The sequence below is a fragment of the Roseobacter sp. EG26 genome, assembly GCF_049830555.1.
Lineage (GTDB): Bacteria > Pseudomonadota > Alphaproteobacteria > Rhodobacterales > Rhodobacteraceae > Roseobacter.
In genome coordinates this window covers 1,010,564-1,028,427 of sequence record NZ_JBNBLH010000001.1, presented here as the reverse complement: position 1 = coordinate 1,028,427, position 17,864 = coordinate 1,010,564, and the positions used below count along the sequence as shown (strand labels likewise).

General features: G+C 58.7%; 19 protein-coding genes. 9 read left to right on the top strand and 10 right to left on the bottom strand.

The window, feature by feature from the left end; all coding sequences use genetic code 11:
- Positions 1 to 1,377, bottom strand: a complete 1,377-nt coding sequence (gene trkA, locus ACOTTU_RS05080) for a Trk system potassium transporter TrkA (protein WP_298918205.1) — start codon at positions 1,375 to 1,377, stop codon at positions 1 to 3.
- 103 nt (positions 1,378 to 1,480) lie between these two features.
- On the opposite strand from trkA, the gene ACOTTU_RS05075 reads away from it, so the two are divergent.
- Positions 1,481 to 1,963 (top strand): hypothetical protein, encoded by a 483-nt coding sequence (locus ACOTTU_RS05075; RefSeq protein ID WP_425656302.1) that lies wholly within the window; start codon positions 1,481 to 1,483, stop codon positions 1,961 to 1,963.
- A 126-nt stretch (positions 1,964 to 2,089) separates the two neighbouring features.
- Positions 2,090 to 3,043: a nuclear transport factor 2 family protein gene (locus tag ACOTTU_RS05070; RefSeq protein WP_425656301.1), complete on the top strand. Its 954-nt coding sequence runs from the start codon at positions 2,090 to 2,092 to the stop codon at positions 3,041 to 3,043.
- 4 nt (positions 3,044 to 3,047) lie between these two features.
- Here ACOTTU_RS05070 and ACOTTU_RS05065 read toward each other — a convergent pair whose 3' ends face one another.
- The 5 genes from ACOTTU_RS05065 to dusB form a co-directional block, all read right to left on the bottom strand.
- Positions 3,048 to 4,460 (bottom strand): sigma-54-dependent transcriptional regulator, encoded by a 1,413-nt coding sequence (locus tag ACOTTU_RS05065; RefSeq protein WP_425656300.1) that lies wholly within the window; start codon positions 4,458 to 4,460, stop codon positions 3,048 to 3,050.
- A 3-nt stretch (positions 4,461 to 4,463) separates the two neighbouring features.
- On the bottom strand, positions 4,464 to 6,710 hold the full coding sequence (locus tag ACOTTU_RS05060; RefSeq protein ID WP_425656299.1) for an ATP-binding protein: 2,247 nt from the start codon (positions 6,708 to 6,710) through the stop codon (positions 4,464 to 4,466).
- Positions 6,711 to 6,811: 101 nt separating this feature from the next.
- Positions 6,812 to 8,176, bottom strand: coding sequence for a response regulator (locus ACOTTU_RS05055; RefSeq protein ID WP_425656298.1), 1,365 nt, complete (start codon positions 8,174 to 8,176; stop codon positions 6,812 to 6,814).
- Positions 8,177 to 8,199: 23 nt separating this feature from the next.
- Positions 8,200 to 9,267, bottom strand: a complete 1,068-nt coding sequence (locus tag ACOTTU_RS05050) for a two-component system sensor histidine kinase NtrB (RefSeq protein ID WP_298918189.1) — start codon at positions 9,265 to 9,267, stop codon at positions 8,200 to 8,202.
- Positions 9,264 to 10,247: a tRNA dihydrouridine synthase DusB gene (gene dusB, locus ACOTTU_RS05045; RefSeq protein WP_425656297.1), complete on the bottom strand. Its 984-nt coding sequence runs from the start codon at positions 10,245 to 10,247 to the stop codon at positions 9,264 to 9,266. The genes ACOTTU_RS05050 and dusB overlap by 4 nt, the downstream gene beginning before the upstream one ends.
- 179 nt (positions 10,248 to 10,426) lie before the next feature.
- Between dusB and ispD the strand changes: the two genes are divergently transcribed.
- From ispD to ACOTTU_RS05025, 4 genes are read left to right on the top strand one after another with little or no spacing between them, the layout of a single operon-like run.
- Positions 10,427 to 11,101, top strand: coding sequence for a 2-C-methyl-D-erythritol 4-phosphate cytidylyltransferase (gene ispD / locus ACOTTU_RS05040; RefSeq protein ID WP_425656296.1), 675 nt, complete (start codon positions 10,427 to 10,429; stop codon positions 11,099 to 11,101).
- On the top strand, positions 11,082 to 11,561 hold the full coding sequence (ispF, locus tag ACOTTU_RS05035) for a 2-C-methyl-D-erythritol 2,4-cyclodiphosphate synthase (RefSeq protein WP_425656295.1): 480 nt from the start codon (positions 11,082 to 11,084) through the stop codon (positions 11,559 to 11,561). Before ispD ends, ispF begins: the two co-directional genes overlap by 20 nt.
- Positions 11,558 to 12,055, top strand: a complete 498-nt coding sequence (locus ACOTTU_RS05030) for a phosphatidylglycerophosphatase A family protein (protein WP_425656294.1) — start codon at positions 11,558 to 11,560, stop codon at positions 12,053 to 12,055. The genes ispF and ACOTTU_RS05030 overlap by 4 nt, the downstream gene beginning before the upstream one ends.
- Positions 12,052 to 12,516: a CinA family protein gene (locus ACOTTU_RS05025; protein WP_425656293.1), complete on the top strand. Its 465-nt coding sequence runs from the start codon at positions 12,052 to 12,054 to the stop codon at positions 12,514 to 12,516. Before ACOTTU_RS05030 ends, ACOTTU_RS05025 begins: the two co-directional genes overlap by 4 nt.
- Here ACOTTU_RS05025 and ACOTTU_RS05020 read toward each other — a convergent pair.
- Both ACOTTU_RS05020 and ACOTTU_RS05015 read right to left on the bottom strand, forming a co-directional pair.
- Complete coding sequence (locus tag ACOTTU_RS05020; RefSeq protein WP_425656292.1) at positions 12,505 to 13,797, bottom strand: MmgE/PrpD family protein; 1,293 nt, start codon at positions 13,795 to 13,797, stop codon at positions 12,505 to 12,507. The two genes, ACOTTU_RS05025 and ACOTTU_RS05020, sit on opposite strands and share 12 nt — an antisense overlap.
- Positions 13,798 to 13,825: 28 nt before the next feature.
- Entirely contained in the window at positions 13,826 to 14,281 is a 456-nt protein-coding gene (locus ACOTTU_RS05015) for a type II toxin-antitoxin system RatA family toxin (protein ID WP_425656291.1), read from the bottom strand.
- Positions 14,282 to 14,350: 69 nt separating this feature from the next.
- On the opposite strand from ACOTTU_RS05015, the gene hpt reads away from it, so the two are divergent.
- The 3 genes from hpt (at position 14,351) to ACOTTU_RS05000 (ending at position 16,436) form a co-directional block, all read left to right on the top strand.
- A complete protein-coding gene (gene hpt, locus ACOTTU_RS05010) occupies positions 14,351 to 14,896 on the top strand; it encodes a hypoxanthine phosphoribosyltransferase (protein ID WP_425656290.1) in 546 nt (181 codons plus the stop codon).
- Positions 14,897 to 15,053: 157 nt separating this feature from the next.
- Complete coding sequence (locus ACOTTU_RS05005; protein WP_425656289.1) at positions 15,054 to 15,536, top strand: c-type cytochrome; 483 nt, start codon at positions 15,054 to 15,056, stop codon at positions 15,534 to 15,536.
- Positions 15,537 to 15,545: 9 nt separating this feature from the next.
- The gene (locus tag ACOTTU_RS05000; RefSeq protein ID WP_425656288.1) at positions 15,546 to 16,436 is read left to right on the top strand and encodes a c-type cytochrome; all 891 of its coding nucleotides are present in this window, start codon (positions 15,546 to 15,548) and stop codon (positions 16,434 to 16,436) included.
- 16 nt (positions 16,437 to 16,452) lie between these two features.
- On the opposite strand, the gene ACOTTU_RS04995 is transcribed toward ACOTTU_RS05000, so the two are convergent.
- A complete protein-coding gene (locus tag ACOTTU_RS04995; RefSeq protein WP_298918161.1) occupies positions 16,453 to 16,638 on the bottom strand; it encodes a hypothetical protein in 186 nt (61 codons plus the stop codon).
- Positions 16,639 to 16,748: 110 nt separating this feature from the next.
- Entirely contained in the window at positions 16,749 to 17,708 is a 960-nt protein-coding gene (lipA, locus tag ACOTTU_RS04990; protein ID WP_425656287.1) for a lipoyl synthase, read from the bottom strand.
- Between the last annotated feature and the right edge of the window lie 156 nt (positions 17,709 to 17,864).

Genomic DNA, 17,864 nt, shown 5'->3' with positions numbered 1-17,864 from the left:
TCAGAAGAAATCGATGGAGACCTGCATCAGCCGCTCCACCTCCGGGACATCCTCCGCCAGCGCAAAGATCGCAATCACGTCACCTTCGTCGATCCGCGTGCTGCCCATGGGGCGGATAACCTCTTCTCCCTTGCGCACCGCACCGACAAGCACGCCTTCGGGAAAATCGATCTCGGAGATCCGCTTGCCCGCCAGGGGTGACGTCGAGAGCACCTCTGCCTCGATCACCTCGGCTTCCGCATCGCCAATGGAATAAACCGCGCGGACCCGTCCGTGACGAATATGCCGCAGGATCGAGCTCACCGTTGTGGCGCGCGGGTTGATGTAGGCGTCGATGCCCAGCGGGATCATCAGCGGCACAAGCGTCGGATCATTGATCAATGCGATGGTATAGGGGCAGCCTTCGGCTTTGGCGCGCACGCAGGCCAGCATGTTGGTTTTGTCATCGTCGGTGATCGCCAGCATCGCATCGGCACGCGAAATTCCGGCCTCAGCCAGCAGCGCCGCATCCAGACCATCGCCGTTCAACACAATCGTGCGTTCCAGCGCTTCGGCGGCCTTTTCTGCGCAGATGCGGTTTTTCTCGATCACCTTGGCCCGGACGCGCTTGGCGCGCGCTTCGAGCGTCTGGGCCACGGCCAACCCGACATTGCCCCCCCCCACCAGAACGACGCGGTCCTGCTTTGCGACTTTCTTGCCAAAAATTTCCAACGTGCGCGGAATATCATTGGCATGAGAGAAGACGTAGCATTCGTCGCCGACGAAAATCTGGTCATTGGCGTCGGGCGCGAACAGCGAGCCGTCCCGCCGAACCGCGACAACCGTGGCCCGCAGCGTTGAAAAGAGATCGGTCAGTTGCCGCAGGGGCGTGTTGACGACCGGGCATTCCTCTTCGATGGAAATACCCATCAGATGCGCCTGGCCGTTCATGAAGGTTTCCGTGTCGAATGCAGCGGGTGCCGACAGACGTTGCAGGGCGGCAGCGGCCACTTCCTTTTCAGGGCTGATCACCACGTCGATCGGCATGTGGTTGCGGCGGTAAAGGTCGGAATAAATCGCGTTGAGATAGGATTGACTGCGCAGGCGGGCGATCTTTCGATTGATCCCGAAGACCGAATGCGCCACCTGACAGGTGACCATATTGACCTCGTCGGAATGGGTCGCGGCGATAATCATCTCAGCATCCCGCGCCCCGGCCCTGTCCAGCACGTCCGGGTAGCTTGCAAAACCCGCGATTCCCTGTACGTCCAGCGTATCTGTCGCGCGGCGTACCAGGTCGGGATTGTTGTCTACAACCGTGACATCATTGCGTTCGCCCGAAAGATGGCGCGCGATTTGCCACCCAACCTGCCCGGCGCCACAGATGATCACTTTCATGCGCTTTGCGTCCTTCGACCTTTTCGCGGTCTTCTGAATGGCAGATGGTCCATGGAGGGTCAATTCAATTGTCCTGCGCGCAAAATCAGGGCAGATTGGTCCCATGAGGAAATTCAATATCCGATCTGCCCTTTTGCTGGGCCCGCTTGTACTTGTCAGCTGCGCGCCCCTGACGATCTATCATCGCGAAGGTGTTGCGGTCACACGAATGCAATCTGATCTTTTATCTTGTGAAATCAAATCTCTGAAGGACGTTCCCGTAGCAAATCAGATCCGCCGTGATCCACCCCGTTACATTCCCGGGCGACGGTACTGCAATGCCGAAGGGCATTGCTACAACCGGGGCGGTTACTATGTTCCCGGTGACGTCTACACGGTCGATGTCAATGCCAGCCTGCGGGGTCGCGCGGAGCAACAATGCATGGCTGAAAAGGGATTTGCCCGCGTGACCGTGCCCAATTGCCCTGCCAATATCTCGAACGCTGCCCCTCAGGGTGCCACAGCAGTATTGCCGCGACTGTCGTCACGCAGCTGTGCGATCCGCAACAAGGACAAAACCTGGCAGATTGTGACCCAAGCACGATAGGTTGGTCGCTTTTGGGCTGGAAACCCCCACGCGAGCTTTCTAATCCTTCGCCATATGAATATTTCGAATCCCCCCACAGACACCGTGCAATCCGTAAAATCCGTGGTGCAATCCCATTATACCGCGATGACACAAGCGACCGCCGGGAATGTCGCTGACATTCTGGGCCAATCGCATGCTGCAAACTGTCATTGGTACGGGATGCACCCTTTTCACGAACAATCCGGACCCGCGGCTATTGCAGAGGCGTTCTGGGCGCCTTTCCTCAGCGCTTTTTCGCGTGTGCAACGGCGCGAAGACATCTTTTTTGCCGGGTTGAATGAAATCGACGGTTTCCAGGGTCACTGGACCTGCTCCATGGGCCATCTCATGGGGCTTTTTGACAGCCCCTTTCTCAACATCCCCGCAACAAGGAAAATGGCCTTCCTGCGCTACGCTGAATTCAACAAGGTCGAGAACGGGCGCATTACCAGATCGGCGCTGTTCGTGGATTTATTGCATCTAATGCTACAGGCGGGTCTCAACCCGCTTCGGGCCCCTCAGACCGGCGTCCATGTGGTGCAACCGGGTCCGATGACCCACGATGGGATCGTGGCATCCGGTCAACCACAAACGGAAACCGACAAGACGCTTGCCCTGATCAATCAATTGATCGGCTCGATTGATCACGCCAATGCGGCGGAAAAACCTCCCACCCCGCATGATGAACTGGCGAGTGACTGGACCGATGACATGATCTGGTGGGGGCCCGCCGGGATCGGCGCCACCTACACAATTGATCGCTATATTGATCAGCATCAGGGGCCGTTTCGCAACGGTCTGTCGGGGCGGGCTTTCAATGGCCATTTGTGCCGCATGAGCGAGGGGCACTATGGCGGTTTCTTCGGCTGGCCCAATCTGACACTGACCAACACCAACGGTTTCATGGGCATCCCGGCGAATGATGTTCGCGCCGATATGCGCGTCGTGGATGTCTATCGCCGCTCAGGGGATAAACTGGCGGAAAACTGGATTTTCATCGACATGCTGCATTTCCTGAAGATGCAGGGCGTTGATATTCTGGCGGAAATTGCGCCGTAACCGGCTATTCCGCCGCATCGGCCTCTTCGTCCACATGCGCAACGCGCGTTCCGGATTTGGCCGATGTCACGACCCCCAGAGACTTCAGTTTGCGGTGCAGGGCCGACCGTTCCATGCCGACAAAATTTGCAGTTCGTGAAATATTGCCGCCAAACCGATTGATCTGTGTCAGCAGATATTCCCGCTCGAAAGCTTCGCGGGCTTCGCGCAGGGCGAGCGTGGCGAGCGCCCCGGAAAGCACGACACGGCTGTCGTCATTATTGCCTTCATCGACACCCGGAAGTTCGCGCGCCTCAATGGGTCCCGTACCATCCCCGAGGATCAATACCCGCTCAATCAGGTTCTTGAGCTGACGCACATTCCCCGGCCAGACCATTGTCTGCATCAAGGCAATGGCATCATCGCTGAGCGTGCGCAGCGGCAGGCCCTGAACCGTGTTCATCTCGGAAATGAAGTGATCTGCCAGCGCCGGGATATCCTCGCGACGCTCCTCCAGCGACGGGACGGCAATCGGTACCACGTTGAGCCGGTGATAAAGCTCTTCGCGGAAGGTGCCTGCGGCAATCGCCTGCTCCAGATCGCGGTTGGTTGAGGAAATGACACGCAAATCCACGCGCACCTTGTCATTGCCGCCAACGCGCTGGAATTGCTGATCCACCAGCACCCTGAGTATCTTGGATTGCGACCCGATCGGCATATCGGCCACTTCGTCGAAATAGATGACGCCGCCATGCGCCTCCTCCAGAAGGCCCGGCTCGACCCCCCGCTCCGGAGTCTCCTTGCCAAAAAGCACTTCTTCCATGCGTTCCGGTTCCACACCGGCACAATTCACGGTGACAAAGGGCGCAGAGGCCCGGTTCGAATTGGCATGGATGTAGCGCGCCGCGACTTCCTTGCCACAGCCCGCAGGGCCCGTCAGCATCACCCGACCGTTGGATTTCGTCACCTTGTCGAGCTGACCGACAACCGTGCGGAAAGAGGCGGATGTCCCGATCATTTCCGATTTCGTGACATCGCGCCGCCGCAGGCTTTGGTTCTCGCGCCGCAGTCGCGAAGTTTCCATGGCCCGTCGGATGACCACAAGCAATTGGTCAATATTGAAGGGCTTTTCGATGAAATCATAAGCGCCCTGCTTGATCGCTGCGACAGCGATTTCGATATTGCCGTGGCCGGAAATAATCACCACCGGGACATCCGGATTGTCCTGTTTCACAGTCTTGAGAATATCGATCCCGTCCATGCGGCTGTCCTTCAGCCAGATGTCGAGAATGATCAGGGCGGGGGCTTCGGCGTTAATCGCCGCCATGGCATCGTCAGAATTACCGGCAAGCCGCGTGGCGTAGCCTTCATCCTTCAGAATGTCCGAGATCAACTCCCGGATGTCACGTTCATCATCTACAATGAGAATATCGCTCATAGCTCAAGTTCCTTCCTGGGCGAGGGACGGGTCTGTGGTGACAGGGCTACAGGGCAGCGAAATCACCGCCATGGCCCCTGAATGGGTTTGGCCTTCAAAGACCGGTGCGTCTTCGAGAGAAAGGCTGCCGCCGTGCTCTTCGATGATCTTCTTGACGATGGGCAGGCCCAAACCGGTGCCTTCGCTGCGCGTTGTCACATAGGGTTCAAACAAGCGCGCCCGGTCTTCCGGCAGCCCAATACCATTGTCCGCAATCGAGATCCGTGCACGCGATCCAGCGACCGTAAGCTGCACGTCGATTTGAGGTGAATGATCTTCTGGCGCACCTTTTTCCTTTAGAGAATCAATGGCTTCACCGGCGTTCTTGATCAGATTTGTCAGGGCCTGACTGATCATCGTGGCATCCAGATCGGCAGTAATCTCGCTGTCCGGCAAATCGGCTCTGATGGACACATCCGGCTGACCGGTCTGCTGCAACAGGACCGCATCCCGCACCAGATCGGTCAGGTTCAGCGCCGTGCGCTCCGGTTCCGGCATGCGGGCAAATTTTGAGAACTCATCAACGATACGGCGCAAATCTCCGGTCTGGCGCACGATGACATCGGTCATCTGCTCAAGTGTTTCACTCTCATCGCCAACTTTGGGAGAGAACTTGCGTTTGATGCGCTCGGCCGAAAGCTGGATCGGCGTGAGCGGGTTCTTGATCTCATGGGCGATGCGGCGGGCGACGTCCCCCCAAGCGGCCATGCGCTGTGCGCTGACCAGATCCGTCACATCATCAAAGGCGACAACATAGCCCTCCAATGTGCCGTCCTGAGATCGCCGCGTCGCCATGCGCACCAGCAGATTTTCCAGGCGGCGTTGCCTGGACACCTTGACCTCACCCTGCGCGACCTCGTTGCGTGATCGCACGATTTCTTCGAAAAGCGGTCCAAATTCGGGGACCGCGACCTTGATGGCCAGTGATTCCTGCCCGCCTTGCCAGTCCAGCAATCTCTCGGCAGACTTATTGACAAATGTCACCCTGCCCTGCGGGTCCAGCCCCACGACGCCGGAGGTGACGGAACTCAGAACCGAATCAAACAACCGGCGACGGCGTTCAATCTGCTGGGTATTTTCCACCAGCGTGTCCCGTTGGGCTTTAAGCTGGCGTGTCATTTGGTTGAAATAGCGCCCAAGCATGGCGATTTCATCGTCGCCCTCGCCTTCGCGCACCTGAACGTTCAGATCCCCGGCCCCAACCTGCTGCGCCGCACCGGTCAGACGCCCCACCGGTCCCGAGAGCCGCTCGGCGAACCACAGACCCAACCAGATTGCCGCGAGGATCAGGATGAGAGCAAAAGCAAGATACAACAGACCGAACTCAAAGAGCAGTCGCCCGCGTTCGCTTTCCAGTTGCTGGTAGAGACGTACGGTTTCCTGTGTTTCATCAAGCAGCGACAGAATCTCGCCATCGACATCCCGGCTTACAAAGAGAAAACGGTCAACAAAAGCCGACAATCGCACCAACGCACGGAACTCATTATTGCCCCAATCCTCAATGATCACGACGTCCTCGCTATCGGCATCGCGCATCTGTGCTTCTGTTGGTGGCTCATAGTCAAAGAGGTAGGAGCGATCCCCTCGCGCCCGGATTTCTCTTGTCCCATCAATAAGGTAGGCCTCACGAAGCCCACGTTGGATTTGCCGCTGACCTTCGCTCAGCAGCTCGCTGTCGGATATCAGAACGCCGGAACGGCGGGCCTGATCGATGCTGCTGGCCAGAACCCGCGCGTCTTCGGAAAGATCAAGACGCTGTTCCGCCTCATAGGCCTGAGCCGCGGCCAGCGAATTACCGACCACCTCACGCACGCGATCAGAAAACCAGCCTTCGAGCCCTACATTGATGGTCAGCCCTGCAAAAATTGCAACCGTCACCGTTGGGATCAGGGCAAGCAGCGCAAAAACCCCGGTCAGCCGAAGGTGCAGCCGCGATCCGGCGGACTTGGCCCGACGGGCAGCCACCAGCCGACCGACCTGCGCCAATACCAATGCCGCGACCACCAGAATGTAGACCAGATCGGCCAGCAGGATCAGTCGCAAGCTTGGGGTGTTTCCCGCCTGACCCAACGGCCCCAATACCAGATATGTCGACAGCGTCAGCAACGGCCCCAGCAGAACAAGGCCCAATGTCGCGGCATTGCGCACGCGCCTGATCCGGCGCAAACGCCCGAGCCGCAGCCATAGTGTCCTTTCTACACGGGGAGTCACCCGATGCCCTCACAAATGATGTGGCGCTTTCACGCCTGACCGCTCTATTTTGTGGTCCTGATCAGGGGTGTCCCCCAATGGCCACGCTTTGTGTGGCCGTTTTACATCAATTTGCGGCGGCGTGTCACCTCTATATCGAGATTTGTGATCTTCTTTCGCAGGGTATTTCGGTTAATCCCAAGCAAATCGGCGCATTTTGCCTGATTTCCGCCCGTCGCCTCAAGTGCAATCCCGATCAACGGCGCTTCGACTTCCCGCAAAATGCGCGTGTAGAGCCCGGCGGGCGGCAACATGTTCCCGTGAAGGTCGAAATACCGCCTCAGGTGACGCTCAACCGACGCGCCGAGTTTCTCCGTGTTGCCAGCCGTGCGCATCGGTTCGAGGTCGGGCTGGGCACCCAAAACCTGTTCGACCTCGCTTGCCGAAATTTCCGGGGCGCGGCTGGTCAGCCCCAGCCGCCGGACGGCATTTTCAAGCTGCCGGACGTTTCCCGGCCAGCTGTAATTGCGAAAAATCTCGCTGGCCTGTGCTGACAGCTGTCGCGCAGCGCTGCCCGCAGCCTCGGCTTTCGCGAGGAAATGCTCCGCCAGAACCGGGATGTCATCAACCCGTTCGCGCAGGGCAGGAACGGTAAGTGTCGCGCCACTGAGCCGGTAATAGAGATCCTTGCGGACCTGCCCCGCCTCCATCGCATCGTTCAGATCGGTCTGACTGGTTGCGAGAAAACGCGGCTGATAGTCTCCCGGTGTGTCCATCATATGGACCAACCTGGCTTGCAACTCAGCGGGTAAATCAGCGATTTCCTCGATCAAAAGCGTGCCACCTTTGACCCGCGCCAACAAACGGGCGGGACCTTCGAGGTCGAGAAGATCTGCGGCCGCAGCGGTGATAAACGGCAGGTTGCGGCGATCAGAGAAATCATGAATGGCCCTGGCAATCAAAGATTTCCCTGTGCCAGACTCGCCCCAGATCAGCACGGGGAGGTCTGTGTTCATGACCCGGGCCACAACCCTATAGAGCGATTGCATGACAGCGGTGCGCCCGACCAGAGGCAGCTCATCCGGACGCCCGTCCGAGCTTGAGCTTGCCGCAGGGCTTTGGGGTCGCGCCTCCAGTGCACGCGCCGTTCGTTTCATCAGATCAGGCAGGTCAAAGGGCTTGGGCAGGTAGTCATAGGCTTCCGCCTCTGCGGCTTGAATGGCCGTCATGATGGTGTTTTGCGCAGAGATCACGATCACCGGCAGTCCCGGGCGATCCTCAGCGATTTTTGGCAGCATTTCCAATCCATTACCGTCCGGCATCATCACGTCAGAGATCACCACATCGCCTTTGCCCTCACCGACCCATCGCATCAGGGTGGTCAGGCTGGATGTCGCATGCACCTTGCACCCTGCCCGTGTCAGGGCCTGGGTCAGAACAGTGCGGATCGTTCTGTCGTCATCGGCGACAAGTACCGTGCCATCCATATCTTACGTCTCCTGAGTATCCGTCACGCGGCAGTTTCCGGTGCGCGTGAGAGTGAAATTCGAAAAACCGTTTTACCGGGCACAGAGGTGACAGAAATCCACCCGTCGTGATCGGAAATGATCTTGCTAACAAGCGCCAGCCCAAGCCCGGTGCCATTCTCCCGACCCGAAACAAAGGGGTCAAAAACATCGCCCTTGATGTTTTCCGGCAGACCGGGACCGTCGTCGATGATCTCAATTTGCAGGGGCAGTGATTTGCCTGACCCATCCGACCTGCGCAGACGGAAAGAATGCTCGAAATAGCTGTGCAGGCGGATGGTGCCCGCCGCCCCGCCCGACGCTTCGGAGGCGTTTTTCAACAGGTTCAGCACCACCTGCAACAGCTGGTCAGGATCGCCGAAGGCCAGCGGCAAAGAGGGATCGTAATCCTCGATGATCTTCATATGCGCACCGAACCCCAGCAGCGCGGAACGCCGCGCCCGGTCCAGAACATCGTGTATGTTGACCGGTTGAAAATCCGGCACGGACAAGTTGCCGAATTGCTCGACCTGCCCCAGAAGTTTGACGATCCGACGGCTCTCCTCAACGATCAGATCGGTGAGTTCGAGATCCTCCGCGCCAAGGTTCATGCTCAGCAGTTGCGCCGCCCCGGTGATCCCGGCCAGCGGGTTTTTTATCTCATGCGCCAGCATTTCAGCCATGCCGATCGCCGACTTGGCCGCCGATTTCACCGAGTGATTCTGCGTCATGCGTCCGGCGAGTTCTCGCGGTGAGATCATCAGGATCATATGCCCCGGGGTGCCGTTCAAAGGTGCAATCTGCAAATCGGATTGCATGGGCGCGCGCTGCCCGCTACCGACATCGACGTCATTCACAAAGAGCGGTGTGCCGCTGGATCGCGCGCGTTCGAAGGCGGTCTCCAGCGGATCGTTGACCGCAACCTGGTCCCATACCGGCACATCGCGCACGGATTTCGCGGAAACGTTGAGAAAGCCTTCGGCGGCGGAGTTGATGTCGACAATTTGATTGTCCGGCCCAATGATCAGGGTCGGGACCGGCAGGCTGGCCCAGATTGAGCTGTCCGAATTCATGCAGCCACCACGTCAGGCGCGGTGCAAGCGTCAGCAATCAGCGCAGAGGTTGATCGCACGTCCGGTGCCGTCAGTACCGCGCGCCGCTGATCAGCAGGCGTGCCACAGGTATCCATGTACCAGCCAAGGTGTTTTCGGGCGACCCGCAGACCAAGGGTTTCCCCGTAGAAGCGGATCATCGCCTCATAGTGCCCCAGCACAAGATCCGCGAAATCGCGACCTTTGGGGATCACCGGCGCTCGGTGGCCAAAGAGGTCGTGGGCGATTTGTGCCAGCAACCAGGGTTTGCCCCGCGCGCCGCGCCCGACCATGACGCCATCCGCCCCCGAACGCTCCAGAGCGCGCGCAGCCGATGCGGCATCGACAATATCTCCATTTGCGATCACCGGAATTTCCACGGCGTTTTTGACATTGCGAATGGCGGCCCAATCGGCCTGACCCTTGTAGAACTGGCACCGCGTACGCCCGTGGATGGTGATCATCCGGATACCGGCAGCCTCGGCCCGGCGCGCGATATCCGGCGCATTCAGCAAGTTGTCGTCCCAGCCCAAGCGCGTCTTAAGTGTGACCGGAATGTTCACTGCCCTGACCACAGCCTCGATCAGGGTCAGCGCGTGATCCGGCGTGCGCATCAGCGCCGAGCCGGAATAGCCCTGCGTCACCTTCTTGGCAGGACAGCCCATGTTGATGTCGATCACCTGCGCGCCCTGCCCTTCGACCATGCGGGCAGCCTCGGCCATCGGTGCCGCTTCACGCCCGGCCAGCTGAACGGCCGTGCCAACCTCTCCCAAACCCAGCTCCGCCTTTTCCCGGCTGCCCGGGCGGGCATTCAGCATATCGTGACTGGCGACCATCTCCGAGACCACCAGCCCCGCGCCAAAGCCGGCGACCAATGACCGAAACGGCAGATCGGTGATTCCAGCCATGGGCGCCAGCAAAACGGGCGTTTTCAAATCAAACGGCAGAGCAGCGGTTGTCACTTGCTTAATCCTTGTGCACTGGGGCATAGGCTATCTATTGCCGTGCATTACCTCAATGTTTCCAGCCCTTCCGTGGCGGCATTGAATTCATGTTGCCTAATTATTAGGCATATTAATCGCCATTTGCCACCGCGCGGACAAAGCCATAGACACATCTCTATGACAGGGTATTCGAGCATATGAAGGTCGCGGCCATTATCGTTGCTGCGGGTCGGGGTCACCGCGCGGGCGGTGGACTGCCCAAGCAATGGCGCCCCTTGGCAGGGCGCACAAGCGCGCAGCACGCGCTACAGGTTTTTGCCGATCATCCGGGCATTCACAGGCTCATTCTTGTTCTGCATCCCGATGACGTCCAACAGGACGTCTGGCCCGGAACGCCCGCCGCAGATGTCGTTACCGGAGGCGCTACCCGCAGCGCCTCCGTTCGCGCCGGTCTGGAAGTTCTTGAAGGGGCCTGCGATCAGGTCCTGATCCATGATGCCGCGCGACCTTGCGTGACCGCGCAGGTCATCGACGGCGTGCTGGCAGCCTTGAAAACCGCGCCTGCCGCAGCACCAGCTGTGCCTGTTGTCGATACCTTGTGGCGCGGGGACGCGGGCCAGGTTTCAGATATCGTTGACCGGAAAGCGCTCTACCGTGCCCAGACGCCGCAAGGGTTTCATGTCGATGCGATCCTTGCCGCGCATCGGGCGTTTCCCAAGGGTGGTTCAGACGATGTTGCCCTGGCACGGCAAGCCGGATTGAAGATCGTGATCACCGATGGTAGCGAAGACAACCTGAAAATCACCGTACCGGAGGATTTCGGGCGGGCAGAACGCATTTTGAGAGAGCGTCATGGACATCAGACTGGGTAATGGATTTGACGTGCACGCCTTCGGGCCGGGGGATCATGTGACCCTCTGCGGCATCAACATCCCGCACGATCAGGGTCTTCAGGGGCATTCCGACGCAGATGTCGCCCTGCATGCGATCACCGACGCCATCTACGGCGCTTTGGCGCGCGGAGACATCGGGCAGCATTTCCCGCCAAGTGACCCACAATGGAAAGGTGCCGCAAGCGACATCTTTCTGCGCCACGCCGTGAAACTGGCTGCCGACCTCGGGTTTGCCATCTCCAACATTGATTGCACGTTGATTTGCGAGCAGCCGAAAATCGGCCCTCATGCGCAGACAATGCGGGAGGCTCTGGCTGAAATGACGGGCGTCGCTATCGAACGCATTTCGGTCAAGGCAACGACCTCCGAAAAGCTGGGCTTCACGGGACGCGGCGAAGGCATCGCCTGTCTTGCAACTGCGGCATTGGTGACCGCATGAAGCGTTTCGCACCGTTGATCGGAACAGTTCTGGGGGTTGGCTACATCCGCCCGGCACCCGGCACTTGGGGATCGCTGGTAGCCCTGCCATGGGGCTGGTTGCTCCACGTTCTGGGCGGGTTTCCGTTACTGATCCTTGGCATCATCATCGCTTTTTTGAAAGGCTGGTGGGCGACGGCTCAAATGACCCGCGGCGGCGATGACCACGACCCATCGGAAATCGTTGTCGACGAACTCGTGGGGCAATGGATCGCCATTTTACCGCTCTCCTATATGGCGTGGTCCATGGGCCTCAACATCCTTGCTTTTTGGCCGGGGTGGATCGCGGCGTTCGTTCTTTTTCGTTTTTTTGACATTCTCAAACCCGGTCCTGTGGGGTGGGCGGATCGCCGCGGCGACGCGCTGGGGGTCATGCTAGATGACGTCATTGCCGGCGTTTTTGCCGCCCTGGGCGTCCTTGTGCTCGGCGGGGTTTATCACGGGGTCTTGCAGTGACACTTGCCGCCCAGATCATTGAAAAAGCGGCCGCGTCCAAAAAAATGATCGCCACGGCGGAAAGCTGTACCGGTGGTCTGGTCGCGGCGGCTCTGACCGATGTGCCCGGATCCTCCGCCGTGGTTGAGCGTGGTTTTGTGACCTACGCCAATTGCGCCAAGATCGAAATGCTGGGTGTCACCCCGGAAACGCTTGGTGAATTCGGCGCGGTATCAGAACAAACCGCCATTGAGATGGCACGCGGCGCGCGGTCCGAATCCCATGCGGACATCAGCGTCTCGGTCACAGGTATTGCCGGGCCCGGGGGCTCGGAACACAAACCCGAAGGCCGGGTCTGTTTCGCCGTGGCCAGAGACGGAGGCATCCGTGCCGAAACCGTGGACTTTGGCCCATTGGGGCGTGAAAACGTTCGACTTGCGGCCAGAGATCACGCGTTGCGCCTGCTCTTATCAGCGCTTTGACCCACCCAGAATCAGGCACAGCCCTGCAAAATCATCAGAAGCGATGGCCGCCCATATCTGATCCGCCATCTCTGCACCCACCAGATCGCGGGCCTTGATCTGCAGTTTTTCCCGGCGCGTTGCCAAGCGCATCGGCGCGGCGAGATCGTGAGAAAACTCTGCAACCTCGCCGTTTTGGCGCGTGATCTGAACCTTCGCCTGCATTTCCGACAGCCTGGCATCCTCATGCACCAGAATTTTTTGCCGCAGTGCCCCAAGCGCCGGGTCGTTGGCCATTGCATCGCTGAACATTTCACGGCGAGACGTGGAAATGCCGCTGAGCGCCATCGCTGCCGTATGGCGATAGCTGAATTTCGCCTCCAAACCGGTTGTCGGGTCCGCCTTGTTGCAAACCGACATCCAGCGTGGATGCGTCGTGATCGCAACGGCCTTTACGTCGTCGCGAGAGAGCGCGGCACCCGCGATCGCCTCAAGCATCGCATGCAACCCGTGACAGCAGGCGTGAAATTTGTGGCTGATCGACAGGATATGCCAGGGCGCGCTTCCCAGAGTGGTCAGGTGCTCTGTCTGAGCGGATCCGTGATGTGTGTCCCCAAACCCCGACGGCCCGTCCAGCCCATCCCATGCAGCGGTCATGCCCTGATGCGCCCAAAGTGCTGCCTCGACGCCACTGCGCGCCGCAAGACCTGCATTGAGCGGTTTTCCCGCCGTGCCGAATTGCGCTTTCACCCCCGATGCCATCGAGGCGCAAAGACCCAGCGCATGGCGCGTTTCGCGGTTGGTCAATCCCAGCAGACGGGCGACGGCGAGGGTGGCACCAAAGGCCCCCGCCGTTGCGGTTTGGTGAAAGCCGATCTGATAGTGATCCCGGCCCAGCCAAAGGCCAACATGGATCGACGCCTCGACACCAATCAGTGCCGCATCCAGCATCGCATCAAAACCCAACCCTTTTTTTTGCGCAACAGCCAAAGCTGCCGGCACAACGACAACGGAAGGGTGGCCAATATGGGCGAAATGCGTGTCGTCAAAATCCAACGCATGGCTCAAGGTGCCGTTTACCAATGCCGCAGCGGCTGCCGGTATCGAGGACCCAAGCAGCGTCATCGCTTCCGCCGTCCCGCCCTGTTGCAGGACAAGCCGGGAAAAGCCTGCAAAATCCGTTTCCGCCGCCCCGGCCATGCCGCATGCCGCCCAATCGAAAAGCGACAGGCGCATCATGTCTCGCGCTTCGGGGTCCGCGTCAATTGTTGAAAAGGCCAGAAGTGCGTCGGTGATGTTCATGTCAGACCCTGCCTCTTGCCCCCGGGGTTCATGCCTTGTCGTCGCCGTAGAGATCTTTTGCACGGGCCTCAAAAGCACGCACGACACGCTGCATCGCTTCGTTGAAAACAACACCGATGAGCCGCTGCAAGATCATGTTCCGGAAAGCGAAATCGACGAAAAAGCTAACCTCACTTCCGCCCTCCACATCCCTGAAGGTCCAGTTTGACTTCATGTATTTGAACGGGCCATCGAGATATTCGGTGTCAATTTTTCGGTCGGCGGGCATCAGGACCACGCGACTGGTGAAGCGTTCGCGGAAGACTTTGAAACTGATCACCAGATCGGCCTCCATGACCTCTGTATCACCTTGCGGTGTCACGGATTTGATGCGTGCTGCCGAACACCATGGCAAAAATTCCGGATAACTGCCCACATCGGCAACCAGATCGTACATTTGCTGGGCTGTATAGGGGAGCGTTCGAGTTTCAGAGTGGGTTGGCATTGATTTGTCGGCTTGTGAAGGTTAGCCATCCATGTCCTATGTCCGCCCTGCAATATCAAGGTCTAACCCATGTCCTCGCGTCCTTATGTCATAGATGAAATGATCTCCGCCAAGTCGATCGCCGCCCGGATCGAAGACCTTTGTCGCGAAATTCAGAAGGAATATGAGGGTACCGACAAGCTGATCGTCGTGGGGCTGTTGCGTGGCAGCTTTGTTTTCATCGCCGACCTGGTGCGCGAGTTGGACCTGCCCATCGAGGTCGATTTCCTGGAGGCTTCAAGCTATGGCGATGGTATGGAAAGTTCCAGAGAAGTGCGTATTCTCAAGGATTTACGAGGCGCCATTGAAGGCCGCGATGTCCTGGTGGTCGAAGACATCGTAGATACCGGCCACACGTTGAACCATGTCACACATCTGCTTGAAAGCCGCCTGCCTGCGCGCCTCAAATCCATCGCCCTTCTGGATAAACCCAGCCGCCGCGAGGTCGATTTCAAGGCAAGCTGGACCGGGTTCGAGATACCCGATGAATTTGTCGTGGGGTATGGCATTGATTTCGCGCAACGTAACCGCAACCTGCCCTTCATCGGCAAGGTGCGTTTTACGGAAGCTGAATAGACCGGAAGCATGACGGGTTCATCCCGACTTGCTGAGGGCGGCATCTGAGCGATGACTTGGACCGGGAAATTGACCCGCGGGCAAAGTTCCCGAATTCGTGATACCGTTGCGGCCAGGACCCGTGCTAGCGTGATCCCAGCCACAACAGGAGATTGACATGAAGAAGTTGTTTGTTTTGCCTCTTGCAGCCAGCCTTGCAATAACAGCGATTGCCGGATCGGCGATAGGCGACGGACATGCTGACAAAGCGCTACAGGCCGCCATTAGCGCCCGGCAGGCTCAAATGAAATTGATCAGCTTTAACACCGCCCTTCTGGGAGATATGGCCAAGGGGACTGTGCCATATGACAGCGCGACGGCCAGTGCGGCAGCATCCAACCTTGCAGCGGTTGCAAAGCTCGACCGCAGCATTCTTTGGCTGGAAGGCTCGGTGCAGGGGACCGTAGATGGGACACGGGCAAAACCTGACATCTGGACGGATGCCGCAGGCTTTGACAAGGCGGCACAGGGGCTGGAAACAGCAGCGGCGGCAATGGTTTCTGCAGCCGGTACCGATCTTGCCTCCTTGCAAGCATCCATGAAGGCCATTGGCGACAGTTGCGGGACCTGCCACAAGGCGTATCGCGGCCCCAAAAACTAAGCAGCCTGGATGAAAGCACTTCTGCGTTTCGCGATCTTCTGTGCCGTATTGGGCGTTCTGGTCGGTCTATTGGTGACCCGGCCCGACCGCTCAGAAGTGGCTTTTGATGCTGTCACCATCACCGATACGCAGGCCGGTGCCCTGGTCTTTGCTGCCGGGGGATGTGCGTCTTGCCACGCCGCTCCGGACGCAACGGGAGACGCAAAACTGACCTTGTCGGGCGGGCGCAGTTTTCCCAGTGATTTTGGCACGTTTTACGCACCAAACATCTCTACGGACAGCTCGGCGGGCATCGGCGACTGGACGCGGCAGCAATTTGCACAGGCTTTGACCCGGGGCGTCTCCCCTGATGGCAAGCACTACTTCCCCGCATTCCCCTACACCGCCTATGCCAAGATGACCGCTCAGGACATTGCAGATCTTTTTGCCTACATGCAGACGCTGCCTGCCGACGCGACACCCAGCTTGGCCCATGATGTGGGCTTTCCCTTTTCGATCAGACGCGCGGTTGGCGGGTGGAAAATTCTGTTTTTCCTCAGGGAGTATCAGGTTGTCGGCGCGTTGACAGAAGCCGAAGAACGCGGACGGTATCTTGCAGAAGGGCTCGGACATTGCACCGAATGCCACACTCCGCGAAACGCGCTGGGAGGTCTGGACCGATCCCGCTGGCTGGCCGGTGCGCCCAACCCTTCTGGCAAAGGCAAGATACCCAACATCACGCCGGCGGCCCTGGACTGGTCGGAAACCGATATTGTTGCCTATCTGACGACAGGGTTCACACCGGATTACGACAGCGCTGGCGGCGAGATGGTGGAGGTGATCGAGAACCTGGCGCAATTGCCCGAAGCCGACCGTGCCGCCCTCGCCGCCTATCTCAAACGCGTGACACCTGTACCCTGAGCCAACGCGGCCCGGATTAGCCCTTCAGCGCGTCGGCCTGAAGTTCTCTGAGACCATGCTTGACCGGGCTGTCTTGCGCATCCCGCGCAATGATTGCGTAAATTGCATCATTGATATGGTGCGAGGCAACGTCATAGCGACGCTGATCCAGAGCTTGATTTAAATCGCGAAGGGCAAAAACAGCCCAATGAACATCCGTCATGGGAAAATCTTTCGAAAAGGGGAAGTGAGAGTGTGATTACACGCTTCTTTTCGAAAAAATTATGGGAATGGCAAGTTTGCTTTCCCCGCCTTACGTGACGTCACGAGGGATCAGGCGATCCCAAGTTTCCGGTTTCGGGCTGCGCGCAATCGCGCGAAGTCATCGCCGGCATGATAAGACGACCGTGTCAGGGGGGTGGCCGAGACCATCAGGAACCCCTTTCCGTAAGCCGCTTTTTCATAGGCAGCAAACTCATCGGGATGCACGAATCGATCCACCCGGTGATGTTTTGGTGTGGGTTGCAGATACTGTCCGATCGTCAGGAAATCGATGTCAGCCGCGCGCATGTCTTCCATGACCTGAATCACCGATTGCCGATCTTCCCCCAGCCCGACCATGATGCCGGATTTTGTAAACATCGAAGGGTCGAGTTCCTTGACCCGCTGCAACAGGCGCAAGGAATGGAAATACCGCGCACCGGGACGCACTTCAGGATAGAGGCCCGGCACCGTTTCGAGATTATGATTGAAGACATCCGGGCGCGCCTCGACAACCACTTCAAGCGCGTCAGGTGCACATTTTATGAAATCCGGCGTCAGAATTTCAATTGTGGTGTCCGGGCTGCGGTGCCGAATGGCCCGAATCGTCTGGGCGAAATGATCAGCACCCCCGTCTGATACGTCATCCCGGTCCACCGAAGTCACCACCACGTGGTTCAGCCCCAGTTTTTCAACCGCATGGGCTACGCGGCCGGGTTCAAACGCATCCAGCGCTTCGGGCGGTTTGCCGGTGGCGATATTGCAGAAGGTGCAGGCGCGGGTGCAAACCTCACCCATGATCATCATCGTGGCATGGCCCTGCGACCAGCACTCGCCGACATTGGGGCACCCTGCCTCTTCGCAAACCGTTACCAGATTGTTTTCCCGCATGATTCGGGCGGTTTCAGCATAGCCCTGACCCCCCGGGGCCTTTACGCGAATCCAATCCGGTTTCTTGGGCTGGGGATTGTCAGGGCGACGCGCTTTTTCCGGATGCCGTTGCTCGGGAATTTTCAGGTCGCGCGGGGCCATGAAGCGTCTTCCTTATCCGTTTGGCGCATCACGCCCTATCCAGATCAGTTTAGACGATGAGTTGGGGGAGGTTCAACAGCACCCGTTCGCGGCGATTGCATAGCTGCCTTGCAATGGGCACGCGCCTCATTGAAGGCCGCAGGAAAAAAAGAGGGT